This window comes from Halomonas salinarum, assembly GCF_012062845.1.
Lineage (GTDB): Bacteria > Pseudomonadota > Gammaproteobacteria > Pseudomonadales > Halomonadaceae > Onishia > Onishia salinarum.
The window spans coordinates 208,005-224,219 of sequence record NZ_WWNB01000004.1 but is presented as its reverse complement, the minus strand read 5'-3'; the positions used below and the strand labels follow the sequence as shown (position 1 = coordinate 224,219).

The 16,215-nt window shown below is 62.2% G+C and carries 13 protein-coding genes; 5 read left to right on the top strand and 8 right to left on the bottom strand.

Annotated elements, in window-relative coordinates; genetic code table 11:
• A partial coding sequence (locus HF027_RS05235) for a transposase (RefSeq protein ID WP_168013526.1) occupies nucleotides 1-489 on the top strand: 489 nt, incomplete at its 5' end.
• A gap of 130 nt (nucleotides 490-619) precedes the next feature.
• Here HF027_RS05235 and pmbA read toward each other — a convergent pair.
• Nucleotides 620-1,960 (bottom strand): metalloprotease PmbA, encoded by a 1,341-nt coding sequence (gene pmbA / locus HF027_RS05230; RefSeq protein ID WP_168013524.1) that lies wholly within the window; start codon nucleotides 1,958-1,960, stop codon nucleotides 620-622.
• A gap of 66 nt (nucleotides 1,961-2,026) precedes the next feature.
• Here pmbA and yjgA point away from each other — a divergent pair, with 66 nt between their 5' ends.
• Complete coding sequence (gene yjgA / locus HF027_RS05225) at nucleotides 2,027-2,530, top strand: ribosome biogenesis factor YjgA (protein WP_168013522.1); 504 nt, start codon at nucleotides 2,027-2,029, stop codon at nucleotides 2,528-2,530.
• A 195-nt stretch (nucleotides 2,531-2,725) separates the two neighbouring features.
• On the opposite strand, the gene tldD is transcribed toward yjgA, so the two are convergent.
• The 7 genes from tldD to HF027_RS05190 form a co-directional block, all read right to left on the bottom strand.
• Complete coding sequence (gene tldD / locus HF027_RS05220; protein ID WP_209316409.1) at nucleotides 2,726-4,189, bottom strand: metalloprotease TldD; 1,464 nt, start codon at nucleotides 4,187-4,189, stop codon at nucleotides 2,726-2,728.
• The gene (locus HF027_RS05215; RefSeq protein WP_168013520.1) at nucleotides 4,189-8,118 is read right to left on the bottom strand and encodes a YhdP family phospholipid transporter; all 3,930 of its coding nucleotides are present in this window, start codon (nucleotides 8,116-8,118) and stop codon (nucleotides 4,189-4,191) included. The genes tldD and HF027_RS05215 overlap by 1 nt, the downstream gene beginning before the upstream one ends.
• Before the next feature lie 10 nt (nucleotides 8,119-8,128).
• Entirely contained in the window at nucleotides 8,129-9,592 is a 1,464-nt protein-coding gene (rng, locus tag HF027_RS05210; RefSeq protein WP_168013518.1) for a ribonuclease G, read from the bottom strand.
• 33 nt (nucleotides 9,593-9,625) lie between these two features.
• A complete protein-coding gene (locus HF027_RS05205; RefSeq protein WP_168013516.1) occupies nucleotides 9,626-10,216 on the bottom strand; it encodes a Maf family protein in 591 nt (196 codons plus the stop codon).
• 27 nt (nucleotides 10,217-10,243) lie between these two features.
• Nucleotides 10,244-10,732 carry a rod shape-determining protein MreD gene (gene mreD / locus HF027_RS05200; RefSeq protein WP_425338664.1) on the bottom strand — a complete coding sequence of 163 codons (489 nt, stop codon included), beginning with the start codon at nucleotides 10,730-10,732 and terminating at the stop codon, nucleotides 10,244-10,246.
• The gene (gene mreC, locus HF027_RS05195; protein WP_245184528.1) at nucleotides 10,732-11,586 is read right to left on the bottom strand and encodes a rod shape-determining protein MreC; all 855 of its coding nucleotides are present in this window, start codon (nucleotides 11,584-11,586) and stop codon (nucleotides 10,732-10,734) included. Before mreC ends, mreD begins: the two co-directional genes overlap by 1 nt.
• Nucleotides 11,587-11,662: 76 nt before the next feature.
• Nucleotides 11,663-12,700, bottom strand: a complete 1,038-nt coding sequence (locus tag HF027_RS05190; RefSeq protein WP_136255320.1) for a rod shape-determining protein — start codon at nucleotides 12,698-12,700, stop codon at nucleotides 11,663-11,665.
• Between the two features lie 208 nt (nucleotides 12,701-12,908).
• Here HF027_RS05190 and gatC point away from each other — a divergent pair, with 208 nt between their 5' ends.
• The 3 genes from gatC to gatB are packed head-to-tail and all read left to right on the top strand — an operon-like array spanning nucleotide 12,909 to nucleotide 16,154.
• Nucleotides 12,909-13,196, top strand: coding sequence for an Asp-tRNA(Asn)/Glu-tRNA(Gln) amidotransferase subunit GatC (gene gatC, locus HF027_RS05185; protein ID WP_136255319.1), 288 nt, complete (start codon nucleotides 12,909-12,911; stop codon nucleotides 13,194-13,196).
• A gap of 43 nt (nucleotides 13,197-13,239) precedes the next feature.
• Nucleotides 13,240-14,700 carry an Asp-tRNA(Asn)/Glu-tRNA(Gln) amidotransferase subunit GatA gene (gene gatA, locus HF027_RS05180; protein ID WP_168013513.1) on the top strand — a complete coding sequence of 487 codons (1,461 nt, stop codon included), beginning with the start codon at nucleotides 13,240-13,242 and terminating at the stop codon, nucleotides 14,698-14,700.
• Complete coding sequence (gatB, locus tag HF027_RS05175) at nucleotides 14,700-16,154, top strand: Asp-tRNA(Asn)/Glu-tRNA(Gln) amidotransferase subunit GatB (protein ID WP_168013511.1); 1,455 nt, start codon at nucleotides 14,700-14,702, stop codon at nucleotides 16,152-16,154. The genes gatA and gatB overlap by 1 nt, the downstream gene beginning before the upstream one ends.
• The last annotated feature ends 61 nt before the right edge of the window (nucleotides 16,155-16,215 follow it).

Genomic DNA, 16,215 nt, shown 5'->3' with positions numbered 1-16,215 from the left:
CGCAAGGTGAACGGCAAGGAGGTCCAGATCCTGACCTCGATGACCGACCCGCTGCGCTTTCCGGCGGCAGATATTGTCGATCTCTACAGCCATCGCTGGGAAATCGAACTGGGCTACCGGGAAATGAAGCAATCCCTGTTGGGTAATCGCCTGACGTTGCGTAGCCGGACGCCGGAGATGGTCTTCCAGGAGCTCTGGGGCACCTTGCTGGCCTATAACCTGATTCGCTTCCAGATGGCCCGCATGGCCTATAGCCTAGAAGCGGTGCACCCGAACCAACTCAGCTTCCACCAGGCCGCCCACTGGATCATCAAGGAGTTAACGGTCCTCCCCTGGGTCTCGCCGGGGCGTGTGCCCGGTGTGATTCAGTCGATGCTGGAGATGGCGCCTGCCTTCGTCCTGCCTGAGCGACGCGAGCGATCTTACCCCCGATCAGTCAGGCGCCGACCCCAGAAGTACCCGACCAAGAGAAATGCCAGTCAGCGTTAACTGACTGGCATTACCTTGAAGGGTGGCGTTTTTATTCGGGTGGTGTTCTTAGCGGCACCGGCCTGCTAGCAAGATGGCACCGCCCCAGACCATGGCGCGGTGACCTCCCCACACGGCACTTGCTAAGGCGCTAACCGCCAGCGATGGTCATCTCATCGATTAACCAACTGCCGCTATGCACGCTACCGCGGGTATCGATATCGTCACCGACACCCACCAGGCCTGCGAACATCTTCTGCAAGCTGCCGGCGATGGTGAACTCCTCAACGGGGTACTGAATACGGCCATTCTCGACCCAGAAACCGGCGGCACCGCGAGAATAGTCGCCGGTTACCCCATTGACCCCCTGCCCCATCAGCTCAGTGACCAGTACACCGCGATCCATCTTCGCAAGCAGCGAATCGCGACTCTCCAGTGGTGCATCCAGGCGCAGGTTGCGCGCGCCGCCGGCATTGCCGGTGGTCGTCATGCCAAGGCGACGGGCGCTGTAGGCCGACAGCATGTAGCTTGCCAGGCGACCCTGGTCGATAAAGACATTGTCCCGCGTGTAGACGCCGTCACCGTCGAAGGGACTGCTGGCCATGGCCCCCGGTTCCCGAGGCCGCTCGTAGAGACTGAACCACTCAGGGAAGAGGCTGTCGCCGAGCCGGTCGCAGAGAAAGGAGGACTCGCGATACAGCGCACCGCCGGCAAGCGCCCCCATCAGGTGGCTGATCAAACCACTGGCAAGGCTTGGGTCGAACATGACCGGAAAACGGCCCGTGACCGGGCGCTGAGCGCCCAGACGCCGCAGGGTGCGCTCGGCTGCGGAACGACCGATCGCCTCGGCACTGGCGAGCTTGTGAGGATCGCGTTCGCTGGTGTAGTCATAGTCGCGCTGCATGCCATTCTCATCCTCGGCAATCAGCATGCAGGACAACGAATGCTGGCTGCCGCGCTGGCTACCCAGAAACCCGTGACTGTTGGCATAGACCCGCACGCCTTCCCCACTGGAGATTTCCGCCCCCTCGGACTTGCTGATTCCCGCTACCGCCCGGCCAGCCGCTTCACAGGCCAAGGCCCGCTCAATGGCTTCATCAGTGGTAAGCGCCCATGGGTGGTGAACATCGAGATCCGGCAGCTCGCGGGCCATCAGCTCGGCGGGTGCCAAGCCGGCAAAATCGTCTTCACCGGTGTAGCGTGCGATGGCCATGGCCTGATCGACGGCTGAACGAATGGAGGCTTCGCCTGCATCCGATGAAGACGCCGTGCCCTTGCGCTTGCCCACGTAGACAGTCACGGCGATCCCTTGGTCACGGGACAGCTCGACGGTTTCCACCTCGCCAAGGCGTACGCTGACGCCAAGCCCCTGATCGACACTGGCTCCCACCTCACAGGCATCGGCCCCCAGAGAACGCGCCTGGTCAAGTGCGGCCTGGGCCCGGGACTCCAGCAATGCCTGCTGGGCGGCGGCATCAAAAGCCTGAGTCATCTTGGTCTCCTTGTCGCGAGGCTGGCTGGTATACTGCACCAACCTCCCAATGCTGATGGTAATGGCATGTCAATTGAATCGCCCGCCGACCACGACGGTCGGCAAAGCAAGACCCAGCGCAAACAGGAAATGCAGTCCCTGCAGGCGCTGGGCGAAAAGATTATCGCCCTCTCCGACGCGTGGCGCGCTCGGCTGCCGCTTTCCGACGAAATGCTGGCGGCCGTCGAAGAGACGGCCCGCATCCGTTCCCACGAGGGGCGTCGCCGGCACATGCAGTATGTCGGCAAACTGATGCGCCGCGAGGATGTCGCTGGTATACAGGCGGTGTTCGACGAGTTCGAACAGGAAACGCTGCGCCGTGACCACGCCTTCCACCGGCTCGAAGGCCTGCGCGACCGCCTGATCGAGGATGATGACGCCCTTGAACCCTTTATCGTCGAACATCCCGATGTCGATCGCCAAGCGCTGCGCCAATTGATTCGCAACGCGCGCCGCGAGCGGGATCAGGAGAAACCGCCGACCAGCGCCCGCAAGCTATTCAAACTGATCCGCGATACAGCAGGCCTTTAACGATAAAATAGCCTCGCCAGACGTATATCGGCGACATCTCCAGGATTTGTCGTCGAGCGCATTGTTATCGCCTGGCTGGGGCCGCTCAACGCTCCCGTCGGCTCGGCTATCGCGGCAACCCTATACCGTCAGTATATAGCCGAGCCGCTGGCCAGTGCGGCCACGGCGCCAGGCTTGTCACTCACTCATCACTCACTAATCAGTACCACCGACGGTCAGCTCATCAAGCTTCAGGGTCGGCTGCCCGACCCCGACCGGCACCCCCTGCCCTTCCTTGCCACAGACGCCGACACCGGTATCAAGCTCAAGGTCATGACCAATCATCGACACGCGACTCATGGCCTCAGGACCATTGCCGATCAGGGTCGCCCCCTTGACCGGCGCGGTGATCTTGCCGTCCTCAATCAGATAGGCCTCACTCGCCGAGAACACGAACTTGCCCGAGGTAATATCCACCTGGCCACCACCAAAGCTGACGGCGTAAATACCCCGCTTGACGCTCTTGATGATATCGGCAGGTTCGTCCTTTCCGGCCAGCATGTAGGTGTTGGTCATACGCGGCATCGGCATATGCGCATAGGATTCGCGACGCGCATTACCCGTCGGCGCCATGCCCATCAGCCGCGCATTCAGCTTGTCCTGCATATAACCGGTGAGCACGCCGTCCTCGATCAACGGCGTGTATTGCCCAGGCGTGCCTTCGTCGTCGATGCTCATGGAGCCGCGACGGTCGCTCAAGGTGGCGTCATCAACGACCGTCACACCGGGTGAAGCGACACGCTCGCCCATGCGGCCGGCAAAGGCCGAGCTGCCCTTGCGGTTGAAATCGCCCTCGAGGCCGTGACCCACCGCTTCGTGGAGCAGGATACCGGGCCAACCGGCGCCGAGCACCACCGGCATCTGGCCGGCCGGCGCATCGATGGCCTCAAGGTTGACCAGCGCCTGGCGCACCGCTTCCTTGGCGAAACGCTTGGGTGCGCCTTCTTCACGTAGACGCGCCATCGGGTAGCGACCACCGCCCCCGGCGCTGCCGCGCTCACGCCGCCCATCGCGCACGGCGATTACATTGACGTTCATGCGCACCAGCGGGCGGATGTCCGCACCCAGCGTGCCGTCACTGGCGCGCACCAATACGACTTCGTGAACACCGGTCAATGACGCACTGACCTGGCTGACCGCCGGGTCTGCCGCACGGGCAACCCGGTCCGCTTCCTTGAGCATCGCGACCTTGTCTTCGGCCGAGAGGCCGGACAGCGGGTCGATGCCCGCATAGCGCTGAGACGCCGTGGTCAGCTGTATGGAAGACTGCGTCAACCGTGAGCCACTGCGCGAGATGCCGGACGCGGTGCGGCCGGTCTCTTTCAGCGCATCGGCACTGATCTGATTGGAATAGGCAAAGCCCGTCTTTTCACCGGCCATGGCACGAACGCCGACGCCGCCATCGATGTTGTAACTGGCGTCCTTGACCTCACCATCTTCCAGCACCCAGCTTTCCTGCCAGCTGCGCTGAAAGTAGAGGTCAGCAAAGTCGACGCCCGACCCCAGGGCATGACCGAGCCCAGTGTCGAGCGACGCCAAATCGAGGCCGCCCGGGGCCAGCAGGGTGCTGACGGCAGTGTCCAGCATGTCCTGGGAAGAGAGTTCGGAGGACTTGAGCATCATTCGGCACTTTCCAGAGAAATCCGCGGATCGGTCCAAGGACCTTGTACGCGGTAGTGGATTCGGGTCACACGGTCGATAGCACGACCGAACAGGCGCTGAGCGAGGAAAACCGCTCCGCCAACGACCGGTCCGCCGGCCAACAACGCCGCGACCGGTAACGCCTGTGTCACAGGAACTGTGATCGCTAAACGCTGATCGAGTTCACGCTGCACCAGATCGACTTGCCCCTCGAGACTGAATTGGGTTGCCGGCGCGTCGATCTGCACAGGACCGTGAGTCTCGAGGATCCCACCATACAGCGTCGCACTGCCGTTGACACGATCAAAGGCGGTTCCCTGCCCGGTGACATCGGAGAAATCGAGTCGCAGGCGGCGCAACAGATTGTCGAAATTGAGCAGGCCCACCAGCTTGGCCGAACCCGATTGCAAATTGAGGAATCGCCCGTCGCGAAGGCTGACATCGAGACTGCCGCGGGAGCGCGCCAACGCAAACTGCCAGGGGGCCCCCGGCCAGGCCAGCCGGGACTCGACATGGGTCTCTGAATTACGGATCGGCACGTCCTGAGCGAGCGTGGCAAGCGCCGTTCCCAGGTCACCGCCATCCAGGCGCAATCGAGAGCGCGTCAAGCTCGAACCGGATCCCGCGGCCTCCCAGATCAGCTCGCCACGCGCGCTCACCTGGCCCAGTGTCAGGCCAAACGGAGCAAGCACAAGCTGAGAAGGTGAGGCCTGCCAACCCAGGTTCAAGGGCCCCAGCGTACTGCCCAGGCGGGTCATTTCTGCCACCCGCAGCCGACCATCGGGCACCGATGCTAGCCAGTTCGGCAACGGCACTGCCGCCTGGGCAGCATCCACTTCTTCGAGTACTTGGGAGGGAGGCTCGGGTGCCGGCCATAGACCATCGAGAGACAGCCGCGACAGATCGATGGTGATCGGTCTCACATCGCCCGGACGGTAGTCAGCCTGGCCCTTGGCGATACTGCCATCCAGCGACACACGCCAATTGCCGCCGGCAAGCGAATCGGCGTTGGCCTGCAGGGTACCCTGGCAATGATCGCGAAATGACAGGCAGGCCACAGAAAGCTCAATGGCATCCAGCGGATTGTCTGGCGCGCTTTCCTGCTGATTCTCGGAGGCAAGACCCTGCCAGGACAGATCAGCAAGCGCTCTGGCCCAGGGAGATACCGCCAGGCGATTCGTCTGCCACTGCACCGACCACCCGGAACGTCGCGGCCACGAAGGCTCCTGCGGCCAATTCTCCAACCACAGCTGTCCCTGGCGACCCACCGATGTATTACGCCAGCGCATTCTTGCTCGATCCCGCAGGGTTATCTCGCCCCGCTCACCCGCCCGGTCGACGGTGAGTCTCAGCGGCACCACCTCATTGGCCATCTTGCCAAAGGGAGCTGGCAGGTTGAGCGCAAGCCCTTCGAGTCGGCTATCAAGCGTCACTGGCGAGGCCTGATCATCAAGGGGGATGCGCAGCGTATAGGGCAGATAACCATCGACCAGCGGCGCCAGGCTCGGCTGATCAGCCCAATCAAGCAACCCTCGCGCCAAGGCCCGACCGTTCACGGTTATGGTCTGTTCATCGCCCTCGAAACGCGCCAGCACAGGCCCATCGAAGACCCGGGCCCCCAGCTCACCAAAGAGCCCGCCCTGGCCGTCGCGGCGTCGATACTGCAGGCTACCATTTACGTTGTGGGCATTAAGCGCCGCACCCTCAAGGCGCAAACGTGGCGCGTCGACACGCGCGTCAACATAAAGCGCCATCGCGTCGGGCGCATCGAGGTTCATGGCCAGATCCACGCTTCCGATGACCGTTCCCTGGCTGCTGATATCGTCTCGGCCGACCTCCAGGTCGGGGATGGCGGCCAGCAAATCCAGCAGTTCGTCTGTGCTGCCTTCGGCCTGGCCTTTCACCTCGAGACGCTGGTCGATCAAACTGACCGTCGCGTCCTTTGCCTGCAAACCGACCAGACTGGCCGACTCGACATCGGCCGACAGCTGCTGATTATCGAACCGCAGTTGGCCTTTCACATCCTCGAGTACCGGCCAATCGGGCGAAAAAGGCAGGGTAGCGTCGCGGATATCCAGTGCCAGCGAGAGCCCTACATCATCAATGCGGATATTCTCGCGTAGCGGAAGATCGAGCGACAGCTGTCCGTCATCGACGTAGCCTGCCACCCCGCGCCCCAACCACTCGCTGAGCGCAGGGGGAAGCGTCTTGATCGGCAGCCAGTCGAGAAGATCGACATCGGCGGCATCCACATCGGCAAAGGAAAGGTCGAGACCCAGGTTGCCAGGCGTGCCGCGCCCCACATCGAGATCGAAGCCACCCGCCACCGATGCGCCGCGCCAGGTCACCGCGAGGTCTTGGCCGGTCACGCTGACCCCCTTGCTGTGGTAGTCCCAATTCACTTCGCCGGACGCAGACGACAGCGCCATCGGCGCCGCAAAAAGCTGGGGGAAATCGAGGCTAGTAGCCTCACTCTTACTGTCGGCGAACACAATCTTGCCGGCCAGATCCTTGGCTTCGACCCAGGCGTCCAGGGGGCCGCCCCCAGGCGCTCCCTGCCAAGGGTCGACAGCCACATCATAGAGCTCGGCGAAAGCGAGCCAATGGCCGTCACGATGCCCCACCTTGAGCCCACCGACCTGCCCCCTGGGCGCAAGCCTTGCCAACACACGTTGAAGTCCTTCGGGCAAGGGGGCCCGTTCACGCCAGGCCGCCAGGGCGGCCAAATCGAATTCACTCGTCGTCATCCACCAGCCATCATCATCCCCGCTGGCCTGCCAGTGCCTGGGCAGCGGTCGGCCGACAGTGCTTTTATCAGCCCCCTCTTCGCGTGCCTGACCGCTCTCCTCGGCGAGCTTACTCGACTGCCCATCGGGCCCGTCGCTTACTTCCAGGGCACTGGCTGCTGCATCTGTGGATGTCGCAGTCCGCTTGGCATCGCCTTGAGTGCCTAGCCAGGCTTGCCATCCATCCTCTCCTCGCAACCACTGCCCGGTGAGCCGGATGTCCTTAAGATCCAGCGGTTGCCGTTCATGGCTCAGTTGCAACTTGGGGACGTTCACATCCAGGCGCACATCTTCCAGCGCACCATGCCGCCAGCGTCCCCAGAGTTTTGCTTCGCCACGCGCTTCCTCGACTTTCAACGGATCATTGCGACTGAGCACCTCAGTCAGTTCGACCAGATGTTCAAGCTTCATTCGTGCCTGAAGCGCGGCGTTGAAATCGGCAAGCCCGCGTTGTCCCGGCAATACCTCAAGCACGGTCGTCAGGGTGGCGTCAGGATTCCCCGCTACATGCAGCTGACCCTCGATATGGGCACGCCCGGCATCGCCGGCCATGAGCAGGCGAGGCGCCTCAAACGCCAGCTGTCGATCGAGTCCATGCAGCACCACACGCACGTTCTCGACCGCAAGACGCTGACGCAACAGAACGCCGACCCAGTAATCGAGTCGATCGAGTGTAAAGCGCCCATCGGGGATGATTTCGGGGGGTAGCTCGGCAGGTTGCGGCCATTGCCAGCTGAGATCAGGCCTCTGGTAAAGATGCACGGTAACGCCGCGAATGCTGGCGTCATCGAGTTCGGGCATGCCCCCCCAAAGGCTCGCCATGCTGTCGACACGTAAGCCGGCCCTATCAATTTCAATCAGCGGATGCGAAGGCTCGGTACGCGAGACGAGGGTAAGATCTTCAAGGGTCAGCGCAGGGTCAAGGCCGTGAAAGCTACCGGTAATCTTCTCCATGCTGAGTTCGGCGTTAAACCGCGCCGAAAGCAGGGACTCGAGTTCGGGGCGAAAGCGGTCCAGCTCGCCGGCGGCCAACCGCAAGGTAAGTACCAGCACGGCGAGCAAGGCCAGCAGGACGGCGAAAGTGGTCAGTGCCCAGCGCAGCAGGAGGCGAAACAGGCTCATGTCACGCCTCCTACATCAGTACGATATCGTACTGCTCTTGGGAATAGTGGGCTTCCACCTGGAAGCGTATGGTCTTGCCGATAAAGGCTTCCAGATCGGCAACGGAGGACGATTCCTCATCGAGCAGGCGATCGACCACTGCCTGCGCGGCCAGCACCATATAGGTCTCGGCGCTATAGGCGCGATCCTCGCGAAGAATCTCGCGAAATATCTCATAGCATACCGATTCCGGTGTCTTGAGGGTGCCACGACCATGACACACCGAGCAGGCCTCACAGAGGGTCTGCTCGAGGCTCTCCCGAGTACGTTTGCGCGTCAGCTGAACAAGGCCAAGTTCGGTGACGCCGGTACACTTGGTCTTGGCATGATCACGCTCCAGCAACTTCTCGAGCATGCGTAGCACCTGGCGCTGGTGCTCGGGGTCGTCCATGTCGATGAAGTCGATGATGATAATACCACCGAGATTGCGCAGCCTGAGCTGGCGGACGATCGCCGTGGCGGCCTCGAGGTTGGTCTTGAAGATCGTCTCCTCGAGGTTGCGGTGACCGACATAGCCCCCGGTGTTGACGTCAATGGTGGTCATCGCTTCGGTGGGGTCAATCACTAGATATCCCCCGGATTTGAGCTGCACCTTGCGTCCCAGGGCCTTCTGAATCTCGTCCTCGACGCTGTAGAGATCGAAGATCGGTCGCTCACCCGGATAGTACTCGATGCGTGACTCGGTGCCGGGCATGAATTCCCGGGCAAACTCGATCAGCTTCTGGAAATTTTCACGGGAGTCGATGCGTACCCGTTCGATCTCGTCTCGCATCACATCACGCAGGGTGCGGATGAACAGCGGCAGATCGTCGTAGATCACGCTAGGGATGCCGGCCGTATGCTTTCGCTCGCTAACCCTGCGCCATAGACGCAGCAGAAAATTCATGTCGGCATAGAGCTCTTCGCGCGTCACGCCTTCGGCAGCGGTTCGAATGATGAAGCCGCCGGTGATCTCGATATCCTGCTCCGCCTGGCAGGCCAGTGTCAGCTGACGCAGGCGCTCCCGTTCAGCCTCGTCTTCAATTCGCTGGGAAACGCCGTTATGCGGTGAGTCCGGCATGTAAACCAGGTAGCGCGAAGGAACAGAAAGATGCGTGGTCAGTCTCGCCCCCTTGGAACCGATCGGGTCCTTGGTGGCCTGGACGACCAGCGGCTGCCCTTCCTGAAGCAATTGACTGATCGACGCCTGCTCATCAGGTGGTGTGTTGGGCGCCATGACTTCATGAGCATGAATGAAGGCGGCGCGCTCGATGCCGATATCGACGAAAGCGGCCTGCATGCCGGGCAACACCCTCACCACCTTGCCGCGATAGATATTGCCGACAATACCTCTCCGCCCGCTGCGCTCGATGAAAGCCTCCTGCAGGACGCCGTTCTCGACCACCGCCACGCGCGTTTCCATGGGCGTCAGATTGATCAGTACTTCACCGCTCATGCGGGCTTCCTTAATCATTTGCTCTTACGAATATTATGACACAGCTGCCCGATCACTCATCCACAGCGCCACACCCTGGCGTTCGAGCAGCTCCGCGGTCTCGTAAAGCGGCAGGCCAACCACCGCGCTATGACTGCCCTCGATATGCGACACGAACACCGCCGCCCGCCCCTGAATGCCGAAGCCGCCGGCCTTGTCACAAGGCTCACCCGTCTCCCAGTAGGCAGCCGCCTCACGGGGGGTGATCGCGCGAAGCGTCACCCGTGTCGTCACGCAGGCTTCCAAGAGCCCCTGTGGGCCGCTCACCGCCACGCCGGTCAGCACCTCATGGGTGGTATCAGACAGGGCCGACAGCATCTCGAGCGCATGGGCACGATCACGGGGCTTGCCCAGGATCTCGCCATCCAGCACTACCGCCGTGTCCGACCCGAGGACAGGAAGGTCAGAAAAAGTCGCACCAGCAAGCGCCTTCTCTCGCGCCAGCCGGCAGACGTAGTCACGAGGATTCTCCCCCGGTAGCGGTGTCTCGTCGATATCGACGGGGCGCACGTCGCAGTCGACGTCGATCGAGGTCAAGAGTTCCAGACGGCGCGGGGATGCCGACGCCAGGCACAGGTGAGGCATGCACGCCTCCTTTGAGTAAGGCCTTGGTCAGGATACGGCAAAGCGACGGCGCAAGGCCTGCAGCATGGTGAACAGCCAGGGCCACAGGAGGGCGCCGATCAATGACGGCAACAGGAAGGCCAGGTGAATCGAAAAGGGACCAAAGAGGGTCATCAACCATTGCTCGACCAATTGCACGATGCCCAGCAGCACAACGATCAGCACCGCTTGCTGAACCAGTGAATAGGCGCGCATGCGCTGATAGACCAAGGCGATCAGAAAGGCCAGCAGCGACAGGGCCAGGGCATTCAACCCAAGCGGTGAGCCCTCGATCAGATCAAGCAGGATCCCCAGTATAAAGCCGTAAAAGACCCCGACGCGCTGAGGCATGACCATGCACCAGTAAATCAGCATCAGTCCTAACCAGTCGGGACGCCACATCAGCCATTTGTCGGCCAGCGGCATGACCTGCAGGCACAGCGCCAGCAGCAGGGTCGTCCATACCAGCAGGTATCCGCGAAGTCCCATGGCAACCATCAGGGCGTCAGCTCCTTGGGCAGAGGATCAAGGTCAAAGTCATCCGTCCACAACGCATCACCGGCCGCGACATCGACATCCGGTGGAAACAGCAACAGGAAGTGTCGCGCGCGCTGCAGCTTCGCTACCGGTTCCGCCATCACCGTGGCGAAGGGTTCGCCCGGGTCATGAGTCACCTCGCTGACGCGTGCTACCGGGTAGCCGACAGGAAAACGACCGGCGAGCCCCGAGGACACCAGCAGATCCCCCTCTCGGATATCAGCGGTATCGGCCACATGGAGCACACTCATGGCATCGAAACGCCCGGTGCCCTGAACGATGAAGCGCAGGCCGTTGCGGTTCACCTGCACCGGCATCGCATGGTTGGCATCTGCCACCATCAAGACCCGACTGGAATAGGCCGAGACTGACGTGACCTGCCCGACAAGCCCCGATGCATCCATCACCGGCTGCCCCACATAGACACCATTGCGACGCCCACGATCGATGACCATCTGATGGGTGAAGGGGTCGGAATCCAGCGACAGCAGTTCAGCGGTGAGAAAAGGCATCTCATCGCGCCGAGTGGCATTCAGGAGTTCGCGCAAGCGCACATTTTCGGCCGTCAGGCTGGCCATGCGCTGCACGCGATGAGACAGGGTCAGCAGTTGCTGGCGAAGCTTGCGGTTTTCGTCGACCAGAGCGCTCTGGTCAGAGACGACAAGCGAGCCCCATGTAAGGGCATCACTTGGGAGGCTGACCAACCACTGGATGGGGGCGACCACGGTCGACAGCTGCGCGCGCAGGTTTTCGACCCGCGTCAGTTGATGTTCCGCGAACATCAACGTCAGTGCCAGTATCGCACACAGCAGCATGCGGTAACCGGGCACTGACGCGTGCGTGAACAGCGGTTTAATAAGCAATCCCCCGGGTCACGGTCTAGCGAACAGGTCAGTCGCTGGAGAGTAGCTCGAAGGTATGCTGATCGATCATTTCCAGCGCTTTGCCGCCACCGCGAGCCACGCAGGTCAGCGGATCCTCGGCAACAATCACCGGCAGGCCGGTTTCTTCGGAAATGAGCTTGTCCAGATCACGCAACAAGGCACCGCCGCCAGTGATCACAAGGCCGCGCTCAGCGATGTCGGAAGCGAGCTCGGGTGGAGATTGCTCAAGCGCGCTCTTCACCGCCGTCACGATCGCGGCGAGCGTCTCCTGCAGCGCATCAAGAATCTCGTGTGAGTTCAGCGTAAAGCTGCGGGGAATGCCCTCGGCGAGGTTGCGGCCGCGCACATCGATCTCGCGCAGCTCACCACCTGGGTAGGCACAGCCAATCTCTTCCTTGATGCGCTCGGCAGTGGCCTCACCGATCAGGCTGCCATAGTGGCGGCGCACATAGGCGGTAATGGCTTCGTCGAAACGATCACCACCGACCCGGATCGACTCCGAGTAGACAACGCCGTTGAGCGAGATGATCGCGATTTCGCTGGTACCGCCGCCGATGTCGACGACCATCGAGCCTTGAGCCTCTTCGACCGGCAGGCCGGCACCGATGGCCGCGGCCATCGGTTCCTCGATCAGGAACACCTCGCGAGCGCCAGCGCCCTCGGCAGATTCCTTGATCGCACGTCGCTCGACCTGAGTCGACATGCAGGGCACACAGACCAGCACCCGCGGACTCGGCGTCAGGAAAGTGCTCTGATGCACCTTGCGAATGAAGTGCTGAAGCATCTGCTCGGTCACGGTGAAATCGGCGATGACGCCGTCCTTCATCGGCCGGATGGCGGTGATATTGCCCGGCGTACGACCCAGCATGCGCTTGGCGTCGATACCCACGGCAGCCACGCTGCGCATGTTACCCGATTGGCGAATGGCCACCACGGAAGGCTCGTCGAGCACGATACCCCGTCCGCGAACATAGATCAGCGTGTTGGCCGTACCCAGATCGATCGAGAGATCGCTGGAGAACAGCCCACGTAAACGTTTAAACATGGAAGTCTTTCACCTAGTGCAGACCGGAACCCTGTGCGGACGCAAACGGTACCATCGCGGCCTTGATGCAGCAAGCTACATTGGGGTTGCGGCCCCGTGAGTCAAGTCCTGCCAGTCGGCCCAGGATATGGTACATTTTACGGTTATTTACTGCGGATGACGCCTGCCTGGCGCCGCCGCCACGATCCACGCTCAAGGGATATTCACCATGGCGCTTGAACCTAAAGATGTGCGGCGCGCAGCACATCTGGCCCGCTTGGGCCTCGATGAGACCGACGCCGACCGCTATGTCGACGACCTGACACGGATCCTCGAGATGGCCGATCACCTTCAGACGGTCAATACCGATGGCGTGGCCCCCTTGGCCCACCCGCTGGATGCCACTCAGCGCCTACGCGCCGACGAGGTCACCGAGACCGACCAGCGCGAGCGATTCCAGCGCAACGCCCCAGCGGTGGAGAATGGCCTCTATCTGGTGCCCCGCGTCGTCGAATGAGCCCTGATCGCTGACCGAATGCCTCATCTGGAGCCAAGCCTCAATGCATGACATGACCCTGACCGAGCTCGCCCGCGCCCTCGAGGCCGGCAAGTTCACCAGCCGCCAATTGACCGAATCGCTGCTCGCGCGTATCGAGCGCTTCGACGGTGAGCTCAACAGTTTCATCAGCGTGACCGCCGAGCAGGCACTGGCCGCCGCCGATGCCGCCGATGCCGCCCGCGCCCGCGGCGAAGCAGGACCACTAACCGGCCTGCCATTGGCCCTGAAAGACATCTTCTGCACCCAGGATGTGAAGACCAGTTGCGGCTCGAAGATGCTCGACAATTTCATTGCGCCCTATGACGCGCATGTGGTCGAGAAGCTCAAGCATGCCGGTACCGTGAGCCTGGGCAAGACCAACATGGACGAGTTCGCCATGGGCTCCTCCAACGAGAACAGCCACTATGGCCCGGTGAAGAATCCCTGGGATCTCACCGCTGTGCCCGGTGGCAGCTCCGGTGGCAGCGCCGCCGCCGTGGCCGCCGGCCTGGTGCCGGCAGCGCTTGGCACCGACACCGGTGGCTCGATTCGTCAGCCGGCCGCCTTCTGCGGCATCACCGGCCTGAAGCCCACCTATGGTCGTGTCTCTCGCTACGGCATGGTGGCTTACGCGTCGAGCCTCGATCAGGCCGGCCCCATGGCCCGCACCGCCGAGGACTGCGCACTGCTGTTGAGCGCCATCGCCGGCCACGACCTGCGCGATTCCACCAGCGTGGCCCGTGGCGTACCCGACTACCGTGCCGAACTGGGCGCCTCGCTGTCCGGCCTCAGAATCGGCCTGCCCAAGGAATATTTCGGCGACGGCCTGGACCCGGAGGTGGAAACAGCTATTCGCGAAGCGGTCAAGGTCTACGAATCCCTTGGCGCGACCGTGCAGGAAGTCAGTCTGCCGCACACCCATCACGCCATTCCGGCCTATTACGTCATCGCCCCGGCCGAGGCCTCCTCCAACCTGTCGCGCTATGACGGGGTGCGCTTCGGCTATCGTTGCGACGCACCGGCGGATCTCGAGGATCTTTACAAGCGCTCGCGGGCAGAAGGCTTCGGCGACGAGGTCAAGCGCCGCATCCTGATCGGCACTCACACCCTCTCCGAAGGCTTCTTTGATGCCTACTACAAGAAGGCTCAACAGGTCCGCCGGTTGATCCGCCAGGACTTCATGGATGCCTTCGAGGAAGTCGACGTGCTGATGGGACCGTCGACGCCAACCACGGCGTTTGATCTGGGGGCCAACAAGGACCCGGTCTCGATGTACCTGCAGGACATTTACACCATTGCCATCAACCTGGCGGGCATCCCCGGCATTAGCGTGCCGGCCGGCAACATCAATGGCCGCCCGGTGGGTCTGCAGATCCTCGGGCCGCACTTCGCCGAAACCCAGCTGCTCAACGTCGCCCACCAGTTCCAGCAGGTCACCGACTGGCACCAGCAACGCCCGGCCTTCGGCAAGGAGAACACATAATGCAATGGGAAACCGTGATCGGCCTTGAGGTCCACGCCCAGCTGGCTACCCAATCCAAGATCTTCTCCGGTGCCTCCACGGCCTTTGGCGCCGAGCCCAATAGCCAGGCGTGTGCCGTTGATCTGGGCCTGCCGGGGGTGCTGCCGGTACTCAACGAGTCCGCCGTGGCCATGGCGGTGCAGTTCGGCCTGGGCATCAATGCCGAGATTCCTGAAGTCTCGATCTTCGATCGCAAGAACTACTTCTATCCGGACCTGCCCAAGGGCTACCAGACCAGCCAAATGTATCATCCGATCGTCGGGCAAGGTGAAGTCGAGATCACCCTCGAGGATGGCGAGACCAAGCGCATTCGGGTCCATCATGCCCACCTCGAGGAAGACGCCGGCAAGTCCCTCCACGAGGACTTCCACAGCATGACCGGGGTCGACCTGAACCGCGCCGGCACGCCGCTACTGGAGATCGTCTCCGAGCCGGATATGCGCTCCGCCAAGGAAGCCGTGGCCTACCTGAAGGCAATGCACTCCATCGTCACTTACCTTGGCATCTCGGACGGCAACATGGCCGAGGGCTCGATGCGCTGTGACGTCAACGTCTCGGTTCGCCCCAAGGGCCAGGAAGCCTTCGGCACCCGCGCCGAGATCAAGAACGTCAACTCCTTCCGCTTCGTCGAACGCGCCATCGCCTTCGAGGTCGAGCGCCAGATCGAGCTGATCGAGGATGGCGGCAAGGTGGTCCAGGAAACGCGCCTATACGACCCGGAAGCCGACGAAACCCGCAGCATGCGTACCAAGGAAGAGGCCAACGACTACCGTTACTTCCCCTGCCCTGATCTCTTGCCGGTAGTGCTGGATGCGGCCTACGTGGATCATCTGCGCAGCTCTTTGCCGGAACTGCCGGCCGAGAAGCGGGCACGCTTCCAGAACGAGCTTGGCCTCTCGGCCTACGACGCCGGCGTGCTGTCGGCGACTCGCGCCATGGCCGATTTCTTCGAGGGCGTGAAGGAGGTTTGCGGCGACGCCAAGCTGGCCGCCAACTGGGTGCAAGGCGAGTTTGCCGGCCATCTCAACAAGGAAGGCCTGACTATCGCCTCAAGCCCGGTCTCGGCCCTTCAGCTCGGCGAGCTGGTGGCCCGCGTCAAGGACGAGACCATCAACGGCAAGGCTGCCAAGCAGGTCTTCGCCGCGCTGTGGGCCGGTGAAGGCAATAGTGCCGATGAAGTCATCGAGGCCCGTGGCCTCAAGCAGGTCACCGACACCGGCGCCATCGAGGCGATGATCGATCAGGTGATCGCTGACAGCCCGGTTCAGGTTGCCCAGTATCGCGACGCCGAGCCGGACAAGCGTGGCAAGATGATCGGCTACTTCGTCGGCCAGGTCATGAAGGCGTCTCGCGGCACCGCCAATCCTCAGCAGGTCAATGGCCTGCTAAAGGAGAAGCTCGACGCGCTGTGTTGAGGCATCGATGAGAGGCACCGCACCTGGTGCTGACACGAAAGACGCCCCCTTTTCAGGGGGC